Below are 24,448 nucleotides of genomic sequence, written 5' to 3' on the forward strand. Positions count from 1 at the left end.
TCAATCCAGCTTGCAGCTTGACTTGGATCAAAGGGCGCAATGGGCCCGGTTTGTACGATTGGACAGAACCAGCGCTGAGATCACGAGATCGGGAGACACTCATGGCCAACGAGGCGAAGCCGGCACAGCAGCGCATCGACCAGTTCTTCTCCGGGCCCGGCGGACGAGCCGACAATTGGCGCGATCTGGTCGAGGCGGCGAAGGTGTGGAGCAGGGGCGGCGACCGTGCGGCGTATGACGCGGCGCTGTCGGCGCTTGCGGTGACGGAGGAGTTTCACGGTTATCCGGGCCTTCGTTTGATGGCGGCGCTGAAGGAAGCGGCGGCGGGCGACGCCGCCACCTCGCATATGCTTGCGACGCGGATCGCCCAGGCACTTCAGACAAAATCCTTCCGCCAGCATGCAGGTGACTGGAGCACGCAGGACGAGGGCAATGGCGACGTTCCCGACCTGCTCCCGCCAACTCTCGGACAATCGGGGGCGCGCCGTCCTTACTTCGAGACCCTGATCGTGACCGGAGTGCCAGCCAGCAACTGGCCGGGGCTCCTGGCGGAATGGCGCAAGCTGCGGCGTCCGGTCGACGCCTTCATCTATGAGCCCGTGGTCGTGGGCAACCTCGAGGACGCCTTCTGTGCGGCAATGCTGAACCCCAATATTGCGGCGGTGGTGATCAATGAAGGCTTCGGGCTGCGCTCGCGCCACGATGCACCGGTGCTTCGCGCCATGACCGGCGCCATGGGACTGAATGACGAGTCCGATGCGTCCGCGCTCCGGTTGGCCCATATCCTGAAGCGGGTGCGTCCCGAGCTTGACCTCTACCTCATGTCCAATCGCGACGTCGAGGAGTTGGCCGGCAATCCCGAAGCCGATGTGGTGCGCCGCGTGTTCTACTCGGTCGAGGATATCCTCGAATTGCACCTTTCAATTCTGGAAGGCGTGCAGGATCGCTTCGACACGCCGTTCTTCGACAATCTGAAGAAATATGCGCAGCGGCCGATCGGTACCTTCCACGCGCTGCCGATCGCGCGCGGCAAGTCCGTGTTCAAGTCGGACTGGATCCGCGACATGGGCGAATTCTACGGGCTGAACCTGTTCCTTGCCGAGAGCAGCGCGACCACCGGCGGCCTCGACAGCATGCTGGAGCCGACCGGCAACATCAAGAAGGCGCAGGAGAAGGCCGCGCGCGCGCTCGGCGCCGACCGCGTCTACTTCGTGACCAACGGCACCTCGACATCCAACAAGATGGCCGTGCAGGCGCTGTTGGGTCCCGGCGACATCGCGATCGTCGACCGCAATTGCCACAAGTCGCACCACTACGGCATGGTGCTGGCCGGCGCGCAGCCGCTCTACGTCGAGGCATTCCCGATGACGGAATACTCGATGTATGGCGCGGTGCCGTTGCAGACTATCAAGCAGGCGCTTCTGAACGCGAAGGCGGATGGCCGGCTCGATCGGGTCAAGATGATCGACCTGACCAATTGCACCTTCGACGGCCACATCTACAACACGCGGCGGGTGATGGAGGAATGCCTCGCGATCAAGCCTGACCTGATCTTCCTCTGGGACGAGGCCTGGTTCGGCTTCGCGCGGTTTTCCCCGTTCCTGAGGCGGCGAACCGCGATGGGTGCGGCGAACGAGATCGAAGCCTGGATGCGCGATCCCAAATCGGTCGCCGCCTATGAGAAACAGCAGGCCGAGCTCGGCAAGAATCCGTCCGACGAGGTTCTGCTCAAGACCAGGCTGATCCCCGATCCGCGCCAGATCCGGCTGCGCGTCTACCAGACCAACTCGACGCACAAGTCGATGTCGGCGATCCGCCAGGGCTCGATGCTGGCGGTCAAGGACATCGAATTCCACACCGTCGAAGCGCAGTTCAAGGAGGCCGTATTCACGCACGCCTCGACCAGCCCGAACCAGCAGCTGATTGCCAGCCTCGACGTCTCGCGCCGGCAGATGGAGCTCGAGGGCTATGGACTGGTGGCCAATGCCATGGAGATTGCGTTCGCCGTCCGCAACGCGGTCAACACCAATCCGTTGATTTCGAGATATTTCCGCGTTCTCGGCGCGGATGCCATGGTGCCGAAGCAATACCGCCAGAGCGGCTTCACCGACTATCTGGCGGCCGGGACCAACTGGGCGAGCGCCCTGCAGAGCCTGAACGATGATGAGTTCTGTCTCGATCCGACCCGCATGACGCTGGTCTGCGGCACCGCCGGGTACGACGGAACGTCGTTCAAGGGGCTGCTCGCCAGCCGCTACAACATCCAGGTCAACAAGACCTCGCGCAACTCGGTCCTGATCCAGTCCAACATCAACAATACCCGGAGCGACGTCGCGCATCTCGTCCGGGTGCTGGCCGAAATCTCCGGTGAAATCGATCGCGGCCTGACCAAGGGCGGCGCGAACGCCAGGGTCGACTTCGACATGCGGGTCAACAGCCTAATGAAGGATGTCCCCGACTTGCCGAACTTCTCGCATTTCCACGACGCCTATCGCGGCGATGCCGGCGCGAAGACGAATGAGGGCGACATCCGCGGCGGATTCTATTCGGCCTATGACGCGGCAGGATGCGAATATATTCGCCTGCACGATCCCGAGATCGACAGGCGCCTGAAGAACGGGCCCGCTCTCGTCTCCGCCAACTTCGTGATTCCCTATCCGCCGGGCTTCCCGATCATGGTCCCTGGCCAGGTTATCACGCAGGAGACCATCGATTTCATGCGCAAGCTGGATGTGAAGGAGATCCATGGCTACGACGCGGCCGAGGGCCTGAAGCTCGTGACGACCGAGGCATTGGCCAGGATGGGCAAGCCGCGAGCGGCCGCGCCGAAGTTCAAGGCTGCATCATAGACGAAGGAGAGTCCGCAAGGCGTCTTCGCATTCTTGCGGCGATCAAGTCTTGCGCAACTGTCGTAACGCAACCGGTTCCTGGAGGGACAAGATGAGGAAAGTGAGTTTGATCGGAGTTCTTGCTTCGCTGGCGGTTGGATTGGCCGGCTTCAGCACGCCGTCGCTGGCTGAAACCGGCTCGGTCGCCGTCATCTTCACCAAAGGTGGATTCATCGTTGGTGTCGGAGGCGGCGAGGGCGTCTTGACGCTGCGCGGCAAGCACTATCCGTTCACGGTGTCGGGCATGAGCGTCGGCTTCACGATCGGCGCATCGACCACCAAGCTGGTCGGGCGCGCCCTCAATCTCAGAGGGCCTGCCTCGATCGAAGGCTCCTACAGCGCGGCAGGTGCCGGTGGGGCGATCGCGGCGGGCGCCGGCGGCGTGCAACTGCAGAACGCCAATGGCGTGATCTTGCAGCTCAGCGGCCCGAAGGTGGGCGCCGAAGTCTCGGCCGCCGTGGGCGGGGTTTCCATCCGCTTGAAGTAGGTCTAAGGGAGGCCGGCCGCGCGCCCTGCGCGGCCTGTCCTCTCAATAGCGTTCCTCGACGAACTTCATTCCGCGCAGCCCGGCCTGATCGTTGTAGCGACCCTTGTTGGACCGCTTGGGGAGCTTGACCTGGTCGCGCTTGACCCGGCCGTGAGGAATTGTCTTCAGCAGGAACGAGATGCAGTTCAGCCGCGCCCGCCGCTTGTCGTCGGAACGGATGACGTTCCAGGGCGCGTGCTTCGAGCTGGTCGCCTTGAACATCAGGTCGCGCGCGCGGGAGTAATCGTACCAGCGGCGGTAGGATTCCGTGTCCATCGGGCTCAGCTTCCACTGCCGCAGCGGATCGTCGATCCGGGCCCTGAAGCGGCGCTCCTGCTCATCCATCCCGACCTCGAGCCACAGCTTGATCAGGATGATGCCGCCCTCGATGATGTATTGCTCCATCTGCGGGCAGAGCGAGAGAAACCGCTTGTGCTCCGCCGGCGTGCAGAACCCCATCACATATTCGACGCCTGCGCGATTGTACCAGCTGCGATCGAAGATCACGATCTCGCCGGCCGCCGGAAACTGCTGCATGTAGCGCTGGATAAAGAGCTGGGACTTCTCACGATCCGATGGCGCGGGCAGGGCGACCACGCGAAACACGCGCGGGCTGACCTTCTCGGTCAAGGCCTTGATCGTGCCGCCCTTGCCGGCCGCATCGCGTCCCTCGAACAGGATGATGACCCTGAGATTGTTCGCTTTCACCCATTCCTGGAGATGGCAGAGCTGGATCTGCAGCTTTTGCAGCTGTTCCTCATAGTCCTTGCGCTTCATCTTCCCAGCGGGCTTGTCTTTCGCCATGGATATCCGTCCATCGTTTCAACTAATCGCCCCAGGCAATGACGATGCCAATATCGCCGGGCATGCCGCCGGGGTAATCGACGATCTGATAGCGGATGCGGTAGCCGCGCGGCTGCAGGTAGTCAGCCCAAAGCTGGTATATTTCCTTAGGTATACCTGTCAGCGTCTTCTCCCAGCCCGCTTCCATCTGATTGATGGCCCGTCCCTTGTCGGAGCACAGCGTATTGGGAAAGCGATAGACCTGCACTTCGCTCAACCCGTTGCGCACCGCCCGCTGAATCACCGTCGACGCCAGCTTGACCTTCTCGTCCTCGCTGAGACCGGAGGGCTTGCTCAGCCGCTCGATCAACGCGCGCTTCTCGGCTTCGATGGCAGCCGCACGCTTGGCGTGCTCCTCGGCTTTCTCCGCTTCCTTGAGCGCCGCCTGCTTCTGGATTTCGTGTGCCTTGGGGATCAGATCATCGATCTTGTCTCGCATGGCTGGGAACTCCTAAGCCCGATCTTCCACCTTGCCCCCGGAACGGTAGGGATGAGCCGACCGGCTTCCTTGATCCAGATCAAGCAAGCGCGATAGGATCGTCAGCAGTGTCAATCAAGATTCGCTTGCGGTGTTATTGCGACCGGGAGACTTGGCTTGAGCGAACAGATGCATCCGGCGGCCCCCCATCATCTGCCGTTTTTCATTCCCGGCGCCGACGGGTCGGACGCCCTGATGGTGGTGATGGGCATTTTCCTCGTCGCCACCGTCTTGTGGGTTGGCACTCTGTACTGGAAGCTGCACAGCCTGCCGGAGCGCATGGCGCACAAGAGCCAGAAACTTCAGTTTGAGATCGTCGCCGTCCTCGGCCTGATATCGCTTTTCACCCACATGCATATCTTCTGGGTCGCCGGCCTGTTGCTGGCACTCATCGACCTGCCGGATTTCGGTACGCCGATGCGCAGCATCGCAGATTCGGTCGAGCGCATAGCCGACGCCACGCCGGGCGCTGCCGAACCGGAAGCCGAATCCGGACCTGGCGGCAGTCCCGACGTCCGGACGCCCGCGAAGCAAGAGGTGCACAACCATGCTTGAGCTGATGATCTGCTCGCTGGTGACGATCCTGCCGGATTACCTCTACCGCCGCTATCGGCAAGGCAAGCGGTTCGGAAAGGAAATCACGTTCTTCTCTGTCTGGTATGAACTGAGATGGGGGATCACCGGCTGCCTGATGCTCACGATCTCGCTGATCACGATGATCTTCTACTTTCATCCCTCGACAACCTCGGCGGCGATCTACTTCAGGACCGTGCCGATCCTGCCCGAAGGCTCCGGGCGTGTCGTCGAGGTCAATGTCGGCTTCACCGCGCCGGTGAAGAAGGGGGACGTTCTGTTCCGGCTCGACAGTTCGAAGCAGGAGGCCGCGCTCGAGACCGCCAAACGAAAGATCGCCGAGGTCGATGCGTCGTTGATCGCGGCGCAGGCCGACGTTGTCAAGGCGGACGCTCAGATCGGGGAGGCGAAAGCCTCCTCGCAGCAGGCCAAGGACGAGCTGGAGGTGAAGAGCGAGTTGCAGCGCCGCAATCCCGGCATTGTGCCGCAACGTGACATCGAGAAGCTGCAGGTGCTGGTTGATCAGCGGCAGTCCGGCGTCGATGCCGCCAGCGCCGCCAAGGAATCGGCGGCGTTGCGGGTCTCCACGCTCCTGCCGGCCGAGAAGGCGAGCGCCGAAGCCGCGCGGGCGCAGGCGCAGGTGGATCTCGACAAGACTTTCGTCCGTGCCGGCGTCGATGGCCGCGTCGAGCAATTCCTCGTTCGCCCCGGGGACCTCGTCGCCCAGATCATGCGGCCGGCCGGAATCCTGATACCGGACGAAGCGGGCCGCAACAGGTTACAGGCGGGATTCGGGCAGATCGAGGCCCAAGTGATGAAGCCCGGCATGGTCGCGGAAGCCACCTGCATGTCGAAACCCTGGGTGATCATTCCGCTGGTCGTCACCAGCGTGCAGGATTTCATCGCCGCCGGCCAGTTTCGGGCCAGCGAGCTGTTGATCGATCCGCAGAATCTGCAACAGCCAGGTTCGATCCTCGTGTTCCTCGAGCCGCTTTACAAGGGCGGCCTTGACGGCGTGACGCCGGGCAGCACTTGCATCGTCAATGCCTACACCAACAACCATGATGAGATTGCCGATCCGAAAACCGGGGCGTTGAAAGGCTTTGCCCTGCATGCCGTCGACGCGACTGCACTCGTTCATGCCTTGCTGCTTCGGATTCAAGCTCTGCTGCTGCCGATCAAGACGCTGGTGTTAAGCGGTCACTGACGGGCGCGAACGGGGAGACACCATATGAAACCGGACTGTAAGTTTCGCGCAATCGTGGCGACGGGCATGATCTTCGGATTGCCGGGTTGCGCGCACGCTTTCGATCTCACGGGTGCCTGGGCCACGAGCGCCGAGCAATGCCGGAAAGTGTTCGCCCACAAGGGCAGGGCGAACCAGCTGACCTTCACGAACTTCTCAGGCGTCTATGGCGGCGGATTCATCGCCGAGCCCGATCGCCTCCGGAGCAAGTTCGAGAACTGCAAGATCAAATCGCGCAAGGACGACGGCCAGACCATCAACATCATCGTCGGCTGCGCGTCCGGAATCATGGTATCGAATGTGCAGTTCTTCCTTAAGGCCGTCGACGACGATACCATTACGCGCCAATTCCCGGGCATCGAGGGGATGGAGGTCGACTATCATCGTTGCAAGATCTAGAGGCATCCGCTCCCCGCGCTGGCTCAGCGCCGCCGGACCGTTGTCGGCTGGCGCCGAACCGATCGAGTGATGCGCCGTGGATCCCAGCAGGTTGCCGAGGTCATTGCGCATCGCCCTGGTGGCCGGCCTTGTGCTTTTGGCGGGGGGTGCGAGCCTGTTCGCCTATCGCTGGTACGAGCGGCCGACGACCCTGACGATCGCGGTTGGGTCGCTGGACGGCGAGGCCGGGAGGCTGGTCTCGGCGATCGCAGGAAAGTTCGCCCAATCGAAAGCACCAGTCCGGCTCAGCCTGGTCCAGACGCCGGGACCGCTTGAGTCCGCCAAGGCATTCGCGTCCGGAAAGGTGGACCTCGCGGTCGTCCGTGGAGACGTCGGCGATCTATCGCAGGCCCAGGCCGTGATCGTGTTGGCCCACGCCACCGTCCTGTTGGTCGCGCCGCCCGGCGCTGCGATATCTGACGTGGCGGAGTTGAAACGCGTCGCGATCGGTGTGATCGGCGCCGAAGCCAATCAGAAGCTGATCAAGGTGCTGACCGACGAATACGATCTGACGCGCGCGGGCGTGACGTTCAAGCCGCTCGCCCCCGCGGATGCGCGCCGGGCGCTCGACACCAAGGAGGTACGGGCGATCCTGCTCGTCATGCCTTTGACTGAAAAATATCTTTCGCTGCTGCGCAATGTCTTCGCGCGCACCACGCGAGCCGGCCCGGTGATGATCGCCATCGAGTCCGCCGGAGCGATCGCCGAGAAAGAGCGCGCCTACGAAAGCTTCGACGTACCCAAGGGAACCCTGCGCGGCTCGCCGCCTGTTCCTGCCGATGACCTGACGACGCTGCAGACGTCGTTTTATTTGGTGGCACAGAAGAAGCTTGGGAATGACGTGATCAGCGACCTGACGCAGTCGATCATGAACGCGCGGCGAGAGTTGCTCGCCGAACTGCCGGCGCTCTCCCAGATCGCTACGCCTGATACCGACGCGGGCGCCTACATTCCCGTGCATCCCGGGGCGGCAGCGGTCTATGAGGGGACCAGGGAGAGCTTTCTCGATCAATGGGGCAATGCGATCTTCCTGGCGCCGATGATCGCGGGCGGGCTTGCGTCGGTGCTCGCGGCGGCGTGGAAGTTTCTCCGCTCGAGCGAGACACCGAGCCGGAAGGAGGCGCTCGACACGCTTTATGCACTGGCAGGGCGAATTCGGATGGCCAGGCGTGTGTCGGATCTCGAAGAGATCGAGCGCGAAATCGATCAGGTGCTGCGTACGCAACGCGAGCAGCCGGTCGCGGACGACAAGGCCGAGCGCGCTGTCACGGCGGTGAACGTTGCGGCCCATCGGCTCGAGAACCTGATTCACGACCGCCGCATTCACCTTGCGTCGCGACAGCCGGGCCAGGCCGGAAGCCAGGTCGAAAGCTGAGTCGAAAGCTGAGCCGAAGGACAGTTTCCTTGATCTCGATCAAGGAGGGGAGGGGATCGTGGCCGATGCTGTCGACCGTTGGTGTCGATGGAGGTCGCGATGTTCCGTTGGGGCAAGATTCTGCTCGCCGTTGTGCTGGTGTCGGTGACGTCCGTTGCCGCATTCGCGCAGACGGCTGACAAGCCACCGGCCCAGGCCAGCCAGCCCGCTCAGGCTAGCCAGCCGGCTGCGGCAACCCAGCCGACCGATCAGCTCCTGAAGCCGGAACAGCTGGAAGCCCTTGTGGCACCGATCGCGCTTTACCCAGAACTCGCTGCTGGCCAACGTGCTGGCGGCGTCGACCTATCCGCTCGAGGTCGTTCAGGCCGATCGGTGGGTCAAGGAGCGCAAGAGCCTGAAAGGGGATGCGCTGAAGGCCGAGGTCGACAAGCAGGCCTGGGATGACAGCGTGAAGGCGCTCACGAGCACCGCCGACGTGCTCGCGATGATGAGCGACAAGATCGATTGGACGAAGAACCTGGGCGATGCCGTGCTGGCCCAGCAGCCCGACGTCATGGACGCGATCCAGCGGCTGCGCAGCAAGGCGCAGGCAAACAACAAGCTGGTGACGACCAAGCGGCAGAAGGTCAGCGTCCAGACCCAGGAGAACAAGCAGGTCATCGTCATCGAGCAGACCGATCCGAACACCGTCTATGTGCCCTATTACGATCCGGCCACGGTCTATGGCGCGTGGCCCTATGCAGACTATCCGCCGTATTATTTCGGCTATCCGTCCTATATCGGCGCCGGGGTGATCGCGGCAGGTCTTGCCTTCGGCGCCGGCTGGGCGATCGGGCGCTGGGGCAATTATTGGGGCGGCGGCTTCAACTGGGGCAATCGCAACGTCTATGTCAATCATCGGACCACCAACATCGCAAATGGCTGGCAGCACAATCCGGCGCATCGCCAGGGCGTCCGCTACAACAACAGCAACGTCCAGCAGCGCTTCGGCGGCAACGCCAATCGGGCTGGTGCGAGCGATCGGATGGATTTTCGCGGCCGCGATGGTCAGCAGGTCCTCAAGCCCGGCGGCGATCGCCCGGGTGCTGATCGCGCAGGTGACCGGGCAGGAGACCGCGGCGATCGCGCCGGAGATCGTGCGGGCGATCGCGCTGGAGACCGTGGAGGCGACCGCGGCGGAGACCGTGCGAAGGGTGGTGACCGTGCCGGTGCGGCCGATCGCGCCAAGGGCGGCGACCGCGCCGGTGCCGGCAACAAGGCCAAGGGCGGCGGCGATCGCGCCAAGGCCGCCAACCGTGGCAATGCCGGTAACCGCACAGCTGCGGCGAATCGTGGCGGTGGCAGTCGTGGCGGCGCCATGAACGTATCGTCCGGACGGGCAGCTGCGGCGGCATCGGCGCGCGGGCGATCGAGTATGGCCAGCATGCCGCGCGGCGGCGGCGCAAGTTTTGCCGGCCGTGGTGGCGGTGGCTTCAGCGGCGGCGGAGGTGGCTTCCGCGGCGGAGGAGGTGGCGGCGGTTTCCGCGGCGGCGGTGGCGGCGGACGGCGTTCCGATATCGCACTCAAGCACGACATCGAGCTGCTTGGGCATCTCGCCAACGGCCTCGGCTACTACCGCTTCAGCTATCTCGGCAGCAGCAAGGCCTATGTCGGCGTGATGGCGCAGGAGGTCGAGCAGGTCATGCCGGCGGCGGTGACGCGCGGCGCCGACGGCTATCTCAGGGTCTATTACGACAAGCTTGGGCTCAAGTTCCGCAGCTACCACGACTGGCTTGCCGCCGGCGCGAAGATTCCATCCCCGTCGGAGGCATCACGATGACAGGCCCCTCATACTCGCGACTGGAGCGTATTGCGTCGATCGGCGTCGCCGCGGCAACAGCACTCGCCTTGCTGCTGTCTCCGGCGCGCGCGCAGCAGGGCTTCCCCAATCCGGAAGACGCGGCGTCCGCCTTGGCAACCGCCGTCAAGGCCGGCACCAGCCGGGCGATGCTGAAGGTGCTGGGCCGCGATGCCGCCGATATCATCGACTCGGGTGACGATGTCGCCGACGCCAATGCGCGAGAGAGCTTTCTTTCTGCCTACGACGCCAAGCATTCGATCAAGGCTGACGGCAACAAGAAGGCCACCTTGATTCTCGGGGAGGGACGATTTCCCGTTCCCGATCCCGCTCGTCAACAACAATGACGGCTGGAGTTTCGACGCCGCCGCGGGACGTCGCGAAATCCTCTACCGCAGGATCGGCCGCAACGAGCTGGCCGCGATCCAGACCTGTCTTGCCTATGTCGACGCGCAGAACGAATACGCAGAGAAGGATCGCGGCGAGGGTGTGGGCGCCTATGCCCAGCGCATCGTCAGCAGGCCGGGCAAGACGGACGGGTTGTTCTGGCGCGACGACAAGGATCCAAGCCCGCTTGGCGAGCTGGCCGCCCAGGCCGCTGCGGAAGGCTACAAGGTCGGCGAGCAGAGCATGCCGTACCACGGCTACTACTATCGGATCCTGAAGGCACAGGGCTCCGACGCTGCTGGCGGCGCGCTGAACTATGTCGTGAGGGGTAAGATGATCGGTGGATTCGCGCTGGTCGCCTATCCCGCCGAATACGGCAATTCCGGCGTCATGACCTTCCTGGTCAACCACGCAGGCACGGTCTATCAGAAGGATCTCGGCTCACGCACCGATTTCCTCGCCAAGCGCATGATCGTCTTCGATCCGGATCAGACCTGGAAGAAAGTGGATCCGGCAAATCCCTGAGCGAGGAGGGGGCTGCAGTGACGCGACCCATGATCCGTTCCGTCGTACTGGCGCTTGTCGCGATGGTCCTCGTGGTCGCGCCATGCTTCGCGCAGGCCGTCGGCCACGTCCAGGTCAAGTTCGTGAAGGCGGCGCTCGTCGTGGGCGGCGGCGGCGGCAGCGGCACGTTGACCTACCGCGGGCGGCACTATCGGTTCATCGCGTCCGGCTTCAGCCTCGGCGTGACTGCCGGTGCGTCGGTGACCTGGCTGGAGGGCACCGCCTCAGGCATCAGGGACGTCAACGATTTCGCCGGCAGCTACGCGCTGGTCGGAGCAGGTGGCGCATGGGCTGGTGGCGTAGGCGGGGTGAGCCTGCGAAATGAACACGGCGTGGTTCTGATGCTCAAAGGGCCGAAGGCAGGGCTGGAATTTGCCGCCAATCTGGGCGGGCTCACGATTTCGCTGCGCTGAGCTCGGGCTCGATTCGCCCTGCCTCAGATGGCCGCAGGTGGAAGGTGCCTCCGCCGAGCGACGACCAGCGTCCGGGGTGCGGCGCCGAGCGATGGATTGATCTATCTCAAGGCCAGGTCCGAGGCTCAGGTTCAGCTTGCATTCGGCGGGCGGCGATACGTCATCCAGATAACCGGGAGGTGAAGGCATGTACCGGCACATTCTCATTCCGACAGATGGGTCGGAACTGGCGGAGCATGGGGTGAAGCACGGGTTGGCGCTGGCGAAATCCCTCGGAGCCAAGGTATCGGTCATCTTCGTCGTTGAGCCGCTCTCTGAAATCGGAGGACGGTACCGTGATCTGCTCGCGAGATTTGCCGAGATACGCAAGGAAGAGGCCACGAGCGCGCTGGATCGCGCCGCACACGCGGCCAGGGAGGCCGGCGTTCCCTGCGAGACAAGCCAGGTCGAGAGCGGGCAACCCCATCAAGCCATCATCGCAGCAGCCGAGAACAAGGGCTGCGATCTCATCGTCATGTCATCGCACGGGCGCAGCGGGCTCTCCATGCTGCTCATCGGCAGTGTGACAAACAAGGTGCTGACGCAAGCAAAGACTCCGGTCCTTGTCTGTCAGTGAGGGCGCAGATCGCTGGATAGAAATCACTGTGCACGGAGCTTGGGAGAAATCGAATGAATAAAATCACTGTGTGCCTGGCTCTTGCCGGTGCGGCGTTGTCGAGCCCGCTGCAAGCGCAGACCAGCATCGATATGGCGCGGATAACCTGCTCGCAGTACCTCGCCATGTCCCCGGGCGATTCTTCCGTATTTTCTGCCTGGATGAGCGGCTGGTTCAATCAAAAGAAGGGATACGTCTTCGTCGATCTCAACGCGTATGCGCGAAATGTCGCAAGCGTGAAGGCGTGGTGCGCGATTAATCCCACTCAGACCGTGATGGCCGGCCTTGAGCGCTCTACGGCCGGCCAGTGATCAAACAGGGTTGGAAGATAACAATGAAACCATCGATTCTTGCCATTGCGACCGTTGCACTGCTCGCCACGAGCGTCGTGGCCAAAGCGCAAGTCGTCGTCGATCTGTCCCTCATTACCTGCAAGCAACTGCTGGAGTCGGACCAGGAACGACAAACGCTGATCAGCTCCTGGATGTCGGGCTACTTCAGCGCATCGAAGAACCTGACCGTCGTCGATTTTCGCTACGTCGAGCGGAACGGCAAGGTCATCGGCAAGTACTGCAAGTCGCACAAGACAGACACCGTGATGAATGCGATGCAAAAGAACTGGCGCTGATCATCGTCGCTGCGATCGCGCGAGCCTTGGAGGGCATTCTTGTCCGTCGCGTCTGCGATGAAGCCGGCGATGCCAACGGTCGGCAGGCTCGTCGCGGTTCACTCGCGCTTCCGATCGAACCGGCTGTCTCTCAATGCCGGCCGCGGCTCCCGTATTTTTACGGTCCGGGCGCTTGACCGAGGTCAAGGCGCGGCCACTGGCAAGATGGTGTGTCGCTAGGGCTGTTCGCTCTCTCCGGTGTCGCGGTGTCGGCCATCTGGTATGTCACTTATGAAATTCGCCGACGTGGTCTGCTGGCTCGAAGGGCGCGCAGTCCTCGCGAGACCAGGACATTTGCTACTGAATCGGAAGCCAAGGCATTCGCGCGATCAAAACTGGACGAAGGGCTGGTCGTGTTTGCCGGCACCATCAATCCGCACCTCCCCAGGCAATTGATCCCCTCGCAGAACATCGCCGATTGGCTCGTCGAACAGTGAGTCGGCTCCGGCGCTTCCTCTCCGGCAGCACGAGCTTCGTGCTGCACCGAATGTTGAAAGCACAGCCCAAGCACGGTGTTGGTTTGCCCTTGAGTGTTGCCATTTTGGCACGCGCCTTTTCGTGACTCACATCTAGGCTTCGATCACTGCCCCGATTGGGCGAGCGCAAGGACTGCTTTTCTCGATTAACGCGAAGAGACCCGGAGATCATTCCATGAAGAGATTTTTGCTTTCTGTCGCCGCGATTATCGGCATGGCCACGCCGGCGTTGTCGGCTGACATGGCCGTCAAGGCGGCGCCTGTGCCGGTTCCTCCGCCGGTCTACAACTGGACCGGCTTCTATATCGGTGCGAACGGCGGTTGGGGTGAGAGCCGCACCTGCTGGGACTTCATCCCCGCAGTCGGAGGTGTCGTGGCCGATGGATGCAGCTCGCGCTCCGGTGGCGTTTTCGGCGGACAGCTCGGCTATCGCTGGCAGGCTGGCCAGTTCGTCTTCGGCCTGGAAGGACAGGGTGACTGGGCGGACCTGAAGAGCTCGCGCCTCAGCCTGATCGATCCGAGGTTCTCGACGACAACGAAGACCGACGGACTGGGCCTTTTCACTGGCCAACTCGGCTGGGCCTGGGATGCCGCGCTGTTCTACGTGAAGGGCGGTGCAGCGGTCACCAGCAATCGCTATGACATCTTTACCACGGTCGGCGGAATTGGGGTCGCGTCGGCGACATCGACCCGTTGGGGCGGTACCGTCGGCGTGGGCTTCGAGTACGGGTTCACCCCGAACTGGTCCGTCGGGCTCGAATATGACCGTCTGTTCATGGGCGATGCCAACAACACGTTCTCGGTGGTCAATCCCATCGTGGCCGGCGCCGCCAACCGGATCGGACAGGATGTGGATCTGCTGACGATCCGCCTGAACTATCGGTTCGGCGGGCCGGTCGTCGCGAAATACTGATCTCCCTGGATGGATGTAATTTGGGCCCCGGCATTCTTGCCGGGGCCTTTCTTTTAGTTTTGGCGGCTACCGGACCAAATGTCCGAAGTGCGGCAAGCGCCGCTGTCAGCGCTTTGCGGCTGCGCCCTTCGCTGCTTCGTAGGCGTCGCGATAGCCTCTGGCGATGGTCCGAACGCCTCGCCCGATATCGTCATAGACATCGTCGGGCAGGTTCGCGAGCGAGACGCGAAGCGACCATTCGGGCGCATCGAATCCGCCGCCGTTCAACAGCACGATCCCGTGGGCTTCAGCCAGCCTGAACGCGAGGTCCAGCGGATGGACGTTCTTCTTCAGGTATTCAACCGCCTCGTCGCCGATGTTCTTTCGGGCCCAGAACTCGAAATCGATCAGGGCGTAGTAGGCATCATAGCTCGGATTCGGGGTCAGCTTGTCGGCAAGCCCGAGGCCGTCGAGCAGCGACCACAGGCGCTTGTTGACGATCTCCATGCAGGCGGCCTGATAGGCCTTCTTTTCGTCCATCATCTCGGCGAGCGAGAACAGGCTCATCATCACCTGCTGCGGCAACGACAGGCCCGCGGTGTGATTGAGCGCCACGTCGCGGCTGTCGGCGACGATGCGGTCGATCAGCTTGAGCTTGCGCGGTTCGAGCGTGAGCGGCCCGTAGCGCTTGTCGAGCGCCTTCACGGCCTCGTCCGGGAGCTTGGCGATCATCTTGTCGAAGATGTTGTCCTCGTGGATGGCGATCGCCCCTAACCGCCATCCCGTGCAGCCGAAATACTTCGAATAGGAGTAGACGCCGATGGTGTTGTGCGGCAGCTCGCCCAGCAGCGAACGGAACCCGTGCACGAAGGTGCCGTAGACGTCGTCGGTGAGGATCATCAGGTCGGGGCGCTTGGTCCTGACCAGATTGGCCAGCTTGGCAACCGTCTCCTTGCTTAACGCCATCCCCGGAGGGTTGGACGGATTGACCACGAAGAAGGCCTTGATCTTCGGATCCTCCAGCTTCTTGATCTCCTCGTCGGTGAACTGGAACTTGTTCTCCTGCGGAGCCCTGATCTGAACCACCTTCAGGTCGTAGTCTTCCAGGTGCGTCATCTCGATGTAGGGCGTGAAAATCGGCGTCGCCAACGCGATCGTATCGCCGGGCACCAGCAGCCGGTTGGCCTTCAGCGACTTGAAGAGGTAGCACATCGCCGCCGTGCCGCCCTCGACCGCATAGATGTCGAATTTTCCGGCCGGCCGGGGCTCGCCGCAAACCGCCCACATCAGGTATTCGTGCACGATCTTTTCGTTGTGCACCAGCATGCGGTCCGGCACCGGGTAATTGTCGCCGATGATCGAATCGACCAGCTCGTGGACGAAGGCGTCCGGGTCGAAGCCGAATTTCTTGACCGCAAAGGGCAGCATCTCGGTCAGGAAGCTCGCACCCGGCATGTCCTTGTGCTGCTTGAGCCAGGCTTCGAACCGGCCGGCGATGCCGCTTGCCTGGGGCATGCCGCCGATGCCCGCCGGGTGCTCCATCACCCGCTTGCTCTCGGTGATGGCGAATTGTCCCAGCAGGAAGAAGCCTTCGCGCGGCGTCGTGGCCACCCAGTTCGGATTGCCCCGCCCGGCGTTCAGGAAGGGCATCTGGCTCCGCTTCGAATTGCTCTTGGCGAGGTTGATCAGCTCGTCCTTGATCTCGAAGGGGCTCAACGCCTCGAATTTCTTCAGGGTCAGAAGATCGGCCATTTGACACTCCCGGGGCGATGCATGCTGTTGGAATGGAGGCGACAGGCTCCGTTGCCTGCGCAATCGCGCGCAGCATGATCGGCGACCGGTTACGAGCCTTGATCTATGTCAACGGTCACGCGCAGGCGATGCGATGCTGCGACGGATAGTCGCTCACGATGCGAGTGCGCGGCACATGTGTGGTGTCGGCAAGATCATGAAATCGCGAGGCTCTCGCAGCTGCGGTTGACATAGATCAACATCCTGCTCGCCAACCGCCGTCTGATGTCGACCGATACGGTTGCTCGCCCTTTTCGGCACCCGTGCACGAGATCGAAGCGGGCGCACGCCGAAGCCCCGGGACAGCATGAACGGGTGACATCATGATCGATTGGCTCTTCCAGACGCTCCGCACCTATCCCGAAATTGCGATCTTCCTCTCGCTGGCCCTGGGCTACTATTTCGGTTCCTTCACCTATAAGGGGCTTGGACTGGGCGCGGTCACCGCGACACTGGTCGCCGCTGTCATCATCGGCCAGATCGGGATCACTATATCAGGGCCGCTGAAGCCGTTCTTCTTTCTGATGTTCCTGTTCGCCATCGGTTATGGCGTCGGACCGCAATTCGTGCGCGGTATCGCGCAGGACGGCGTCCCGCAGGCGATTTTCGCGGCCGTGGTCTGCGTCTTCTGTCTGCTGTCCGCCTATCTCGGCGCCAAGGTCGCCGGTTACGACGTCGGATCGGCGATCGGGCTCTATGCCGGCTCGCAGACGATCTCCGCGTCGATGGGACTCGCGACCGACGCCATCAATCGCCTTGGTCTGCCCGCGGACGAAGCCAAGAAGCTGCTCGATGCCATGCCGGTCGCCTATGCCGTGACCTATATCTTCGGCACGGTTGGGTCGGCGATCGTGCTGGCGCTGCTCGGACCGGCGCTGCTCGGGATCGATCTCGAAGCCGCGTGCAAGAAATACGAGGAGGAGCATGGCGGCAAGAAGGAGCTGGGCGGCCCAGGGACGGCCTGGCACCAGTTCGATGTGCGCGCCTATCGCGTTCATGAGCGCGGACCCGTCGCCGGCAAGACCGTCGGGCAGGCCGAGGCGCTGCTTCCCGATCATCGCATCTTCGTCCTCCGGCTCCGGCAAGCCGGCAAGATCGTGGAGGCAACCTCCGACACCGTGATACATGCCGGCGATGTCGTCGCCGTCGCCGGGCGCCGCGATGTGCTGGTGCAGCTGATCGGCGAGCAGGCCGAGGAAGTCGACGATCGCGAGCTGCTGGCGGTGCCGATCGAAGGTGTCGATGTCTACGTGACCAGCAAGGACGTCGACGGCAAGACGCTGGAGCAACTGGCCAAGGAACCGGGCGCTCGCGGCGTATTCCTGCGCAAGATCGCCCGGGGGGCGATCGCGACCGAGATTCCGATCCTGCCGAACACCAAGATCAATCGGGGCGACATCCTCACCCTGGTCGGCCGCACGTCCGATGTCGCTGCCACCACAAAGATGCTGGGCCGGCCAGACCGCGCAACCGATGTTGCCGACGTCGCCTTCATCGGGGCTGCGATCGCGATCGGCGCCCTGGTCGGCGCCTTCGTCTACAAGATCGGAAGCGTGCCGCTGACGTTGTCCACCTCCGGCGGCGCGCTGATCTCCGGCCTGTTCTTCGGCTGGCTCCGATCCGTGCACCCGACCTTCGGCCGCATCCCGTCACCCACCGTGTGGTTCATGAACTCGGTCGGCCTGAACGTCTTCATTGCCGTGGTCGGAATCTCCTCGGGCCCGGGATTTGTCGCCGGCCTGCAAAAGCTCGGCTTCAGCCTGTTCCTTTGGGGCGTCGTTGTGACCACCGTGCCGCTGATCCTGGCGATGTTCGTCGGCAAATACGTGTTCCGATTCCACGACGCGATCCTGCTCGGATGCTGCTCCGGCGCGCGCACCACGACCGCTTCGCTGGGCATGATCAACGACCGCGCGAAGAGCCAGATTCCCGGTCTTGGCTACACCGTCACCTATGCGGTCGGAAACACGCTGCTGACGATCTGGGGCATGGTGCTGGTGATGATGATGACATAGCCGCGGCGCGGGACCGTGTTGAGACGATGTTGACCTGGCTGGCGCAATTTCTCGTTCGTTATCCGGAGCTCGCGCTGTTCCTGGTGATCGCCGCGGGCTACTGGATCGGAAGCTTCAAGATCGGCGCCTTCAGCCTCGGCCCGGTGACGGGCGCGCTGTTCGCAGGACTGGCGGTCGGCGATTTTGCGCATGTGCCCGTCTCCAGCATGACCAAATCGTTCCTGTTCCTGCTGTTCCTGTTCGGGGTCGGCTATTCGGTCGGTCCGCAATTCGTGCTGGCGATGAAGCGCGATGGGCTGAAGCCGATGTTGATGGCCGTTGTCGTGAGCCTTACCGGTCTTGCGGCGGCGATCGTCGTGGCACGCGTGCTGCGGCTCGACCCCGGCTTTGCCGCCGGGCTCCTGTCGGGCGCGCTCAGCCAGAGCGCTGCAATGGGTACGGCGACCGACGCGGTCAATTCCCTGCCTGTGTCCGAGGCACAGCGCGCGTTGTTTGTCTCGCACATCGCGGTCGCGGATGCGGTCTGCTACATCTTCGGTTATGCCGGCGTGATCACATTCTGCACCATTGTCGTTCCGGCGCTGCTGAAGATCGACCTGAAGGCGGAAGCGCTCAAGTTGGAACAGACGTTGGGCATCACGCGCGCGAAGCCCGGGCTGGCATCGGCTTGGCGCAAATTCGAAATGCGTGCCTACCGGCTGGAAGCTCACGCGGCGATCGCCGGATTGTCGGTTGCGGCCGCCGAAGCTCGCGTCCCCGGGCAGCGCGTGTTCATCCACCGCATTCGTCGCGGCGAGCGCATCCTGGAGGCTGAGCCTGGGGCGGTGCTCGCGGCCGGCGATATCATCGCGCTGTCGGCGCCGCGCCAGACCATCGTCGAACTGATCGGACCGCGCGGCGAGGAGGTGGAGGACAGCGAGCTGCTCGACATCCCCGTGATCTCGGCGGACGTGTTCCTGATCAACCCGGAGCTCGCAGGCAGCAGTCTGCAGCAGGCGTCGGAACAGAGCTGGGCACGCGGCCTCTACTTGCGTTCGTTGAGCCGCGGCGATGAAGCTCTCCCTATCGCGGCCGGCGTTGTCCTGCAGCGCGGCGATATGCTTCGCATCGTCGGTCCTGAATCGGTGGTGCAGAATGCAGCCAAGAGCATCGGCGTCATCGTCGCGCCCAGCACCACGATCGATTTCGTGGTGCTGGGGCTCGCGATTTTCCTCGGCGGCCTCCTTGGCGTTCTCATAAGCTTTTCGGTTGGCGGCATCACGATCTCGCTGAGCACCAGCGTCGGCACGCTGCTCGCCGGACTTCTGGTCGGCTACCTCCGTACGCGTCTGCCGTATTTCGGCCGGATCCCCGACGGCGCCATCAGCCTGATGACATCGCTCGGACTGGCTGCGTTCGTCGGCCTGACCGGGATTCATGCCGGGCCGATCTTCCTTTCCGCGATACGCGAGTCGGGCATCGGGCTGCTGCTGGGCGGCATGATCGTCACCCTGTTGCCGCAGATCGTCGGCTTCTGCTTCGGCCATTTCGTGTTGCGCATGAACCCGATCCTCCTGCTCGGTGCGCTGACTGGAGCACAGACGGTCACGGCCGCGATGGCGGCCATTCAGGAGCGCTCGGGCAGCTCCGTGGTGGTGCTTGGCTACACGCCCGCCTATCCGATCTCCAATATTCTGCTGACGACCTGGGGATCGATCATGGTCGTTGTTTTCGCTGGATGACGGGGCAGGGACGGCTCGCGCCTACCTCGCCATTGAGAGCGGCGCACAAGCGAGCGTCCCCCTGGTCCGGACGACCGTATTCCGCCTGTTCCGAACTGAACCGCGGTTTCCAACGAGTCCCTGCGGCTGAAGGGTCAGCGCGCCCGGCGGGGCGAATCTCGAGATCCGGATCGATGCCTTGATGAAGTCCCTCTGCTGGCCGCGTGGCCCAGACTGCGCCGATGTTGCAGGGGACTAACGCGCATTTCAGAGCGAAACATGAATATGAATGCGGAGGCCGATGAGTAACCCAGCCGCAACGCGATCTCTGTGATCGGCAGGTCGCTGCCCAACAATTCGATAGCCTTGAGCAGGCGGAGACGCTGACGCCATGCACGCAAGCTCATGCCGACTTCGCGCTCGAAGTGTCGCGTCAAGGTTCGCGGCGACATGCCAATCTCACGCCCCCATCTCTCGGCGTGGCGCGGATTCGCAGGATCGGCGTAGAGGGTTTCACAGAGGGCCAGCAAGCCCGGGTGGGTGGGCCAAGGTAACGCTGCCGAGATCGGCGTCGCCCGCCGCAACTGATCGAGGATGAGCGCGATAACGCGGTCGGCGTAGCGACGATCCTCGCTTTTCAGCGACGCGGCTTCCACGATGAGCGTCCGCAGGAGCGGGGACACATGGATGACGGTCGTGCGCGAAGTCATGCCTTGGCTGGCAGCATTGGCGACCCAGAGGCTCCGGAATTCCGCTCCCATCAGCGAGCCGACCGAATGCTTCGTACCGGCCGGCAGCCAGACGGCCTGTTCCGGAGAAATGACGACGCGCCGTCCATCCGCCTTCACGGTGAGCGTGCCTGAGATCGCGTAGACCAGCTGATTCCAGCTGTGACTGTGTTCGGCGAAGTAGCTCCTCGCGGGAAGAGACTGCACCCGAACGATCAAAGGCTTCGGTGATCCGAGGCCCTGCGGGGCATCGACCGTCTTCCAGCCGGCGTTCCTTGGCGGAATGTGACGTTTCATCGACATAAATTGGCAATCTGTAGAAGGAAAAGTCCAGCGATTTCTCCTTAACTCCGACGCGGTGATCCACGGCCCGGTGGATCGGCCACTGGTCTGATCGGCGACGTCCCGTCGACGGACATCTAACGGCGGAGCAAGCCGCAGCGTGAACTTCAATTTTTCCGTTCCCACCCATGAGGCGCCGACCGCCATTCGCCGCGAGCGCAACAATGTCGCAAGGCTGGCTGTCGCCCAGGCTTTCGCAGGCGCCAACTCCACGGTCGTCTACGCAACCGGGGCCGTGGTCGGCGACATGCTGGCGCCCACCAAGGCACTTGCGACGCTGCCTGTCTCGGTTTTTGTCGTCGGCATGGCTCTGTGCACGCTGCCGGCGGGCGTTGTCGCGCAGCGCTATGGCCGGCGCACGACATTTCTGTTCGGTGCAGGCAGCGGCGTCCTCGCTGGCTTGATTGCGCTCCTGGCGGTACTCAACGCGTCGTTCCCGCTATTCTGCGCCGGGACCTTCTTTGGCGGCGTCTATGCGGCCGTGGTGCTCTCTTTCCGCTTTGCGGCGGCCGATTGCGCAGCACCTGAACGGCGTCCGCGCGCGCTCTCGGCCGTGATGGCTGGCGGTGTGTTCGCCGGTGTGATCGGTCCACAGCTTGTGACGCACACCATGAATCTGTGGGCGCCGTACCTCTTTGCCGCGACGTTTGTCGGCCAGGCGGTGGTTGCGGCGCTCTCCGCGGTTATTCTGGCGGGCGTTGAGCTTCCTCCGCTGACTGCAACGCATCTTAACGCCGGAAGGCCGCTCGCCGTCATTTCCCGGCAGCCGCGCTTTATCCTGGCCGTGATCTGCGGGGTCGTCTCCTACCTGCTCATGAATTTCCTCATGACCGCAGCCCCGCTGGCGATGAAGCTCTGCGGGCTGCCTCAGGAATTGGCCAATCTCGGTCTGCAGTGGCACGTCATTGCGATGTACGCCCCGAGTTTCTGGACCGGCCGCTTGATCACGCGCTTCGGCGCATCCGCGATCGTCGCGGTCGGGCTGGTATTGATTGCGGCCTCTTCGTCGGTGGGCCTGCTCGGGATCGATGTCGTGCATTTCTGGGCGACGCTGAGCCTGCTCGGGATCGGCTGGAACTTCGGCTTCATCGGCGCCTCCGCGATGGTTCTGGAGTGCCATTGTCCCGAGGAAAAGGCGCGCGTTCAGTCGCTCAATGACTTCGTGGTCTTCGGCACGATGACCGTCGGCTCCTTCCTGTCGGGCGGGCTGCTGTCGTCCTTCGGCTGGTCGACCGTCCTGACGCTGTCGTTCGCACCACTCGTCGCCGCATTGCTGGCACTCATCGGCTTTTCATACCGGCCCACCGCACGACCAAGCTAGCGTCTCGAGGAGAATCCACATGAGCGTAGCGGAAACCCCGGTTCAATATATGGAGCGAACGCGCCAATATTACCGTGCCCTTGGCTACGACAACGACTATGTCTGGGCGAGGTTTGATGATGTCCCTTTCATCAAACCTGCCAAACTGTCATCGGATCTGCGTATCGCACTGATTACCACGGCCAGTCCGCCGGATTTTGACGGCGTCAAACGGGTGTGGTCGGGTGAGGTTTCGCCGCCGCCCGGGAAGCTGTTTACCGACAACGTTGCGTGGGACAAGGAGTTGACCCACACCAATGATCCGGCAGCTTCCTGCCGGTAGAAGCCGCTTTTGGATTGGTCGGCGAGGGCGCCCTTGTCGGACTGACCCGGCACTTTCACGGCGTGCCGACAGAATACAGCCAACGGAAAACGAACGCGGAGGATGCACCTGAAATCCTGGCACGGGTTCGAAAAGACGGGGCTGATGCTGCGATCCTTTGCCCCCTTTGCCCCGTGTGTCATCAGACCGTAAGCTTGGTGGCCCGGCATCTGGAAGCGAACGGCATTCCGACGGTCATTGTCGGCTCGGCGCAGGATGTTCGTGGAGCACTGCGGCGTGCCACGGTTCTATTTCACGGATTTCCCGCTGGGCAATCCTTGCGGGCATCCTTGGCGACCGGACATGCAGCGCGAAATCATGCGCCAGGCGCTCGCCCTTTTCGACACGGCGACGGCGCCGCGAACGACTGTGAAAGCGCCATTTGCGTGGAAGGAGGAGGGTTCCCTTTGGCGGCCCCGGTATGGAAGAGTAAATCCAGAGGATCGCGAGCGGCTGCTCAAGCTGGGTGACGAGCGCCGCCGGCGGCAAGCCAAGGCCAAGCAGGTTTCCATGGAGGGAGTGTCATCAAAATGACCGAGAGTTCGATGGGAAATCGGGTGGGCGTTCTTGAAGACCGGTACGGCAACCCCTTGAGCACAAGCTCTGCCGCCGCCCGCGACGCATATGTCGCCGGCGTCGACAAGCTGCTCTCGGCTGGGTCGGGGATTGACCAGGCATTCCGCGACGCGATCGCCGCCGACGAAGGTTTTGCGCTGGCGCACATTGCGCTTGCGCGAACCCTGCAACTGCTCGGTCGCGGCAACGAAGTCAAAGCGCCGCTCGAACGCGCGATCGCGCTGGCGCCTGCTACGACTTCGCGCGAGCAAGGTCATATTGCGATCTTTGCCAAGATCCTGAGTGGTCAAGGCGCTGCGGCGGTTTCGGCGATCGCCGAACATATCAAGCACTGGCCGCGCGATGCCATGGTGCTGGCACCGGCCACCGGTGTCTTCGGCTTGATCGGCTTCTCGGGCAAGTCCGGCCGCGAGATTGAGCAACTGGCGATGCTGGAGCCGCTTGCAACCCATTATGGCGATGATTGGTGGTTTCGAACCGTGCTCGCGTTTGCCGAAATCGAGCTGCATAGGCTCGACAGTGGTTTCAGGAATATCGAGACCGCACTTCGTGGTTGTCCCCGCAACGCTCACGCTGCGCATATCAAGGCCCATCTGTTCTATGAGAAGGGACAGCGCGAGGAGGGGCTGGCTTATCTCGAGCAATGGAACGCCGCTTACCCGCGCGAGGCGCAACTGCATTGCCATATCAGTTGGCATCTTGCCCTGTGGTCGCTGGAGACCGGCAGGCGGGATCAAGCCTGGCAGATCTATCGTGAGGCGCTGCATCCGGGCGGCTCGTGGGGGCCGCAAATCAATGTCCTCACCGATTGCGCCTCGTTCCTTGCGCGCGCCGAGATGGCGGGCGAGCCGCGATATCCGGAACTGTGGAGCGAGATCAGCCAGTATGCGGCGAAGTGGTTTCCCAACTCGGGGATCATCTTTGCCGACATGCACAGCGCGCTCGCCTTTGCAATGGCCGGCGATGCGGAGGCCTTGGCGAGGATCATCGAGAACCCGAAGGGACCCGCCGCGGACATGGTGGTGCCCATCGCGCGCGGGTTCGATGGTTTGGCCAAGGGCGACTGGACACGGGTCGTCGATGAGCTAACGCCCGTCCTGGCAACCCATGAAAGGGTTGGAGGCAGCCGCGCGCAGCGCGACCTGCTGGAATATTCCGTGACTTGCGCCTTGCTGCGCAGTGGTCGCGCCGACGAGGCGCGGCGGCTGATCGCGTCACGACGACCGCAGAATGCGGCGAGCGGCGTTCCGCTCGCGGGCATCTGAACGTGTCCTGGTTTAGGGACCTGCACTGGCCAAGAGATCCGAAATGGCGAAGCGGTGGGTTTCGGATAGCGCAGCCTGAGGGAGAGTAACG

The 24,448-nt window shown here is 63.0% G+C and carries 22 protein-coding genes and 2 pseudogenes; 20 read left to right on the top strand and 4 right to left on the bottom strand.

Translation table 11 applies throughout. The features are described from left to right. Positions 1 to 101: 101 nt before the first annotated feature. Together ACSKB9_RS40540 and ACSKB9_RS40545 are read left to right on the top strand one after the other, a co-directional pair. Positions 102 to 2,849 (top strand): decarboxylase, encoded by a 2,748-nt coding sequence (locus ACSKB9_RS40540; protein WP_438079838.1) that lies wholly within the window; start codon positions 102 to 104, stop codon positions 2,847 to 2,849. 91 nt (positions 2,850 to 2,940) lie between these two features. Next, positions 2,941 to 3,375 carry a hypothetical protein gene (locus ACSKB9_RS40545; protein WP_253610045.1) on the top strand — a complete coding sequence of 145 codons (435 nt, stop codon included), beginning with the start codon at positions 2,941 to 2,943 and terminating at the stop codon, positions 3,373 to 3,375. A 42-nt stretch (positions 3,376 to 3,417) separates the two neighbouring features. Here the strand turns inward: ACSKB9_RS40545 and ppk2 are convergent, their stop codons facing one another. Together ppk2 and ACSKB9_RS40555 are read right to left on the bottom strand one after the other, a co-directional pair. Next, entirely contained in the window at positions 3,418 to 4,218 is an 801-nt protein-coding gene (gene ppk2 / locus ACSKB9_RS40550) for a polyphosphate kinase 2 (protein WP_438079839.1), read from the bottom strand. A 22-nt stretch (positions 4,219 to 4,240) separates the two neighbouring features. Further along, on the bottom strand, positions 4,241 to 4,696 hold the full coding sequence (locus tag ACSKB9_RS40555) for a hypothetical protein (protein ID WP_438079840.1): 456 nt from the start codon (positions 4,694 to 4,696) through the stop codon (positions 4,241 to 4,243). Between the two features lie 156 nt (positions 4,697 to 4,852). On the opposite strand from ACSKB9_RS40555, the gene ACSKB9_RS40560 reads away from it, so the two are divergent. From ACSKB9_RS40560 to ACSKB9_RS40615, 12 genes and pseudogenes are all read left to right on the top strand, one after another. Beyond that, positions 4,853 to 5,290, top strand: coding sequence for a hypothetical protein (locus ACSKB9_RS40560; protein ID WP_438079841.1), 438 nt, complete (start codon positions 4,853 to 4,855; stop codon positions 5,288 to 5,290). After that, positions 5,283 to 6,515 (top strand): HlyD family secretion protein, encoded by a 1,233-nt coding sequence (locus tag ACSKB9_RS40565; protein WP_438079842.1) that lies wholly within the window; start codon positions 5,283 to 5,285, stop codon positions 6,513 to 6,515. The genes ACSKB9_RS40560 and ACSKB9_RS40565 overlap by 8 nt, the downstream gene beginning before the upstream one ends. 24 nt (positions 6,516 to 6,539) lie before the next feature. Then, positions 6,540 to 6,953 carry a hypothetical protein gene (locus ACSKB9_RS40570; protein WP_438079843.1) on the top strand — a complete coding sequence of 138 codons (414 nt, stop codon included), beginning with the start codon at positions 6,540 to 6,542 and terminating at the stop codon, positions 6,951 to 6,953. A 91-nt stretch (positions 6,954 to 7,044) separates the two neighbouring features. Further along, positions 7,045 to 8,367 carry a TAXI family TRAP transporter solute-binding subunit gene (locus ACSKB9_RS40575; RefSeq protein WP_438079844.1) on the top strand — a complete coding sequence of 441 codons (1,323 nt, stop codon included), beginning with the start codon at positions 7,045 to 7,047 and terminating at the stop codon, positions 8,365 to 8,367. A gap of 99 nt (positions 8,368 to 8,466) precedes the next feature. Continuing rightward, positions 8,467 to 10,186 (top strand): annotated as a pseudogene (locus tag ACSKB9_RS40580) (DUF3300 domain-containing protein). Further along, a pseudogene (locus ACSKB9_RS40585) lies at positions 10,183 to 11,116 on the top strand (DUF2950 domain-containing protein). The pseudogenes ACSKB9_RS40580 and ACSKB9_RS40585 overlap by 4 nt, the downstream one beginning before the upstream one ends. A gap of 29 nt (positions 11,117 to 11,145) precedes the next feature. Further along, positions 11,146 to 11,568 carry a hypothetical protein gene (locus ACSKB9_RS40590; protein ID WP_438079845.1) on the top strand — a complete coding sequence of 141 codons (423 nt, stop codon included), beginning with the start codon at positions 11,146 to 11,148 and terminating at the stop codon, positions 11,566 to 11,568. A gap of 187 nt (positions 11,569 to 11,755) precedes the next feature. Then, positions 11,756 to 12,184: a universal stress protein gene (locus ACSKB9_RS40595; RefSeq protein ID WP_438079846.1), complete on the top strand. Its 429-nt coding sequence runs from the start codon at positions 11,756 to 11,758 to the stop codon at positions 12,182 to 12,184. A 53-nt stretch (positions 12,185 to 12,237) separates the two neighbouring features. Beyond that, positions 12,238 to 12,534: an HdeA/HdeB family chaperone gene (locus ACSKB9_RS40600; RefSeq protein WP_016842236.1), complete on the top strand. Its 297-nt coding sequence runs from the start codon at positions 12,238 to 12,240 to the stop codon at positions 12,532 to 12,534. A 23-nt stretch (positions 12,535 to 12,557) separates the two neighbouring features. Continuing rightward, on the top strand, positions 12,558 to 12,851 hold the full coding sequence (locus ACSKB9_RS40605) for an HdeA/HdeB family chaperone (protein WP_438079847.1): 294 nt from the start codon (positions 12,558 to 12,560) through the stop codon (positions 12,849 to 12,851). Between the two features lie 209 nt (positions 12,852 to 13,060). Next, on the top strand, positions 13,061 to 13,327 hold the full coding sequence (locus ACSKB9_RS40610) for a hypothetical protein (protein ID WP_229189088.1): 267 nt from the start codon (positions 13,061 to 13,063) through the stop codon (positions 13,325 to 13,327). Positions 13,328 to 13,541: 214 nt separating this feature from the next. Beyond that, on the top strand, positions 13,542 to 14,279 hold the full coding sequence (locus ACSKB9_RS40615) for an outer membrane protein (protein WP_438079848.1): 738 nt from the start codon (positions 13,542 to 13,544) through the stop codon (positions 14,277 to 14,279). A gap of 105 nt (positions 14,280 to 14,384) precedes the next feature. Here ACSKB9_RS40615 and aspD read toward each other — a convergent pair whose 3' ends face one another. Further along, positions 14,385 to 16,010 (bottom strand): aspartate 4-decarboxylase, encoded by a 1,626-nt coding sequence (aspD, locus tag ACSKB9_RS40620; RefSeq protein WP_168856808.1) that lies wholly within the window; start codon positions 16,008 to 16,010, stop codon positions 14,385 to 14,387. Positions 16,011 to 16,372: 362 nt separating this feature from the next. Between aspD and aspT (ACSKB9_RS40625) the strand changes: the two genes are divergently transcribed. Both aspT (ACSKB9_RS40625) and aspT (ACSKB9_RS40630) read left to right on the top strand, forming a co-directional pair. Then, positions 16,373 to 18,064, top strand: coding sequence for an aspartate-alanine antiporter (gene aspT, locus ACSKB9_RS40625; RefSeq protein WP_057017161.1), 1,692 nt, complete (start codon positions 16,373 to 16,375; stop codon positions 18,062 to 18,064). A 26-nt stretch (positions 18,065 to 18,090) separates the two neighbouring features. After that, on the top strand, positions 18,091 to 19,785 hold the full coding sequence (aspT, locus tag ACSKB9_RS40630; RefSeq protein ID WP_438079849.1) for an aspartate-alanine antiporter: 1,695 nt from the start codon (positions 18,091 to 18,093) through the stop codon (positions 19,783 to 19,785). A 134-nt stretch (positions 19,786 to 19,919) separates the two neighbouring features. Here the strand turns inward: aspT (ACSKB9_RS40630) and ACSKB9_RS40635 are convergent, their stop codons facing one another. Then, on the bottom strand, positions 19,920 to 20,945 hold the full coding sequence (locus ACSKB9_RS40635) for an AraC family transcriptional regulator (protein ID WP_438079850.1): 1,026 nt from the start codon (positions 20,943 to 20,945) through the stop codon (positions 19,920 to 19,922). On the opposite strand from ACSKB9_RS40635, the gene ACSKB9_RS40640 reads away from it, so the two are divergent. The 4 genes from ACSKB9_RS40640 (at position 20,935) to ACSKB9_RS40655 (ending at position 24,357) form a co-directional block, all read left to right on the top strand. Beyond that, entirely contained in the window at positions 20,935 to 22,155 is a 1,221-nt protein-coding gene (locus tag ACSKB9_RS40640) for an MFS transporter (RefSeq protein WP_438079851.1), read from the top strand. The genes ACSKB9_RS40635 and ACSKB9_RS40640 overlap by 11 nt on opposite strands. Positions 22,156 to 22,174: 19 nt before the next feature. Continuing rightward, positions 22,175 to 22,477: a hypothetical protein gene (locus tag ACSKB9_RS40645; RefSeq protein ID WP_438079852.1), complete on the top strand. Its 303-nt coding sequence runs from the start codon at positions 22,175 to 22,177 to the stop codon at positions 22,475 to 22,477. 342 nt (positions 22,478 to 22,819) lie between these two features. Next, positions 22,820 to 23,050: a hypothetical protein gene (locus tag ACSKB9_RS40650; protein WP_438079853.1), complete on the top strand. Its 231-nt coding sequence runs from the start codon at positions 22,820 to 22,822 to the stop codon at positions 23,048 to 23,050. Next, positions 23,047 to 24,357: a tetratricopeptide repeat protein gene (locus ACSKB9_RS40655; protein ID WP_438079854.1), complete on the top strand. Its 1,311-nt coding sequence runs from the start codon at positions 23,047 to 23,049 to the stop codon at positions 24,355 to 24,357. The genes ACSKB9_RS40650 and ACSKB9_RS40655 overlap by 4 nt, the downstream gene beginning before the upstream one ends. The last annotated feature ends 91 nt before the right edge of the window (positions 24,358 to 24,448 follow it).

The sequence above is a fragment of the Bradyrhizobium sp. BR 1433 genome (assembly GCF_051547665.1).
GTDB lineage: Bacteria > Pseudomonadota > Alphaproteobacteria > Rhizobiales > Xanthobacteraceae > Bradyrhizobium > Bradyrhizobium australafricanum.

What these genes read in the sequence shown, in the direction of transcription:
- ACSKB9_RS40650 (WP_438079853.1), top strand. Translation starts at nt 22,820, where the DNA reads ATGCAGCGCGAAATCATGCGCCAGGCGCTCGCCCTTTTCGACACGGCG.
- ACSKB9_RS40590 (WP_438079845.1), top strand. Translation starts at nt 11,146, where the DNA reads ATGATCCGTTCCGTCGTACTGGCGCTTGTCGCGATGGTCCTCGTGGTC.
- ACSKB9_RS40595 (WP_438079846.1), top strand. Translation starts at nt 11,756, where the DNA reads ATGTACCGGCACATTCTCATTCCGACAGATGGGTCGGAACTGGCGGAG.
- ACSKB9_RS40645 (WP_438079852.1), top strand. Translation starts at nt 22,175, where the DNA reads ATGAGCGTAGCGGAAACCCCGGTTCAATATATGGAGCGAACGCGCCAA.
- aspD (WP_168856808.1), bottom strand. Translation starts at nt 16,010, where the DNA reads ATGGCCGATCTTCTGACCCTGAAGAAATTCGAGGCGTTGAGCCCCTTC.
- ACSKB9_RS40655 (WP_438079854.1), top strand. Translation starts at nt 23,047, where the DNA reads ATGACCGAGAGTTCGATGGGAAATCGGGTGGGCGTTCTTGAAGACCGG.
- ACSKB9_RS40570 (WP_438079843.1), top strand. Translation starts at nt 6,540, where the DNA reads ATGAAACCGGACTGTAAGTTTCGCGCAATCGTGGCGACGGGCATGATC.
- ACSKB9_RS40555 (WP_438079840.1), bottom strand. Translation starts at nt 4,696, where the DNA reads ATGCGAGACAAGATCGATGATCTGATCCCCAAGGCACACGAAATCCAG.
- aspT (WP_057017161.1), top strand. Translation starts at nt 16,373, where the DNA reads ATGATCGATTGGCTCTTCCAGACGCTCCGCACCTATCCCGAAATTGCG.
- ACSKB9_RS40605 (WP_438079847.1), top strand. Translation starts at nt 12,558, where the DNA reads ATGAAACCATCGATTCTTGCCATTGCGACCGTTGCACTGCTCGCCACG.
- ACSKB9_RS40600 (WP_016842236.1), top strand. Translation starts at nt 12,238, where the DNA reads ATGAATAAAATCACTGTGTGCCTGGCTCTTGCCGGTGCGGCGTTGTCG.
- ACSKB9_RS40615 (WP_438079848.1), top strand. Translation starts at nt 13,542, where the DNA reads ATGAAGAGATTTTTGCTTTCTGTCGCCGCGATTATCGGCATGGCCACG.
- ACSKB9_RS40545 (WP_253610045.1), top strand. Translation starts at nt 2,941, where the DNA reads ATGAGGAAAGTGAGTTTGATCGGAGTTCTTGCTTCGCTGGCGGTTGGA.
- ppk2 (WP_438079839.1), bottom strand. Translation starts at nt 4,218, where the DNA reads ATGGCGAAAGACAAGCCCGCTGGGAAGATGAAGCGCAAGGACTATGAG.
- aspT (WP_438079849.1), top strand. Translation starts at nt 18,091, where the DNA reads ATGTTGACCTGGCTGGCGCAATTTCTCGTTCGTTATCCGGAGCTCGCG.
- ACSKB9_RS40540 (WP_438079838.1), top strand. Translation starts at nt 102, where the DNA reads ATGGCCAACGAGGCGAAGCCGGCACAGCAGCGCATCGACCAGTTCTTC.
- ACSKB9_RS40565 (WP_438079842.1), top strand. Translation starts at nt 5,283, where the DNA reads ATGCTTGAGCTGATGATCTGCTCGCTGGTGACGATCCTGCCGGATTAC.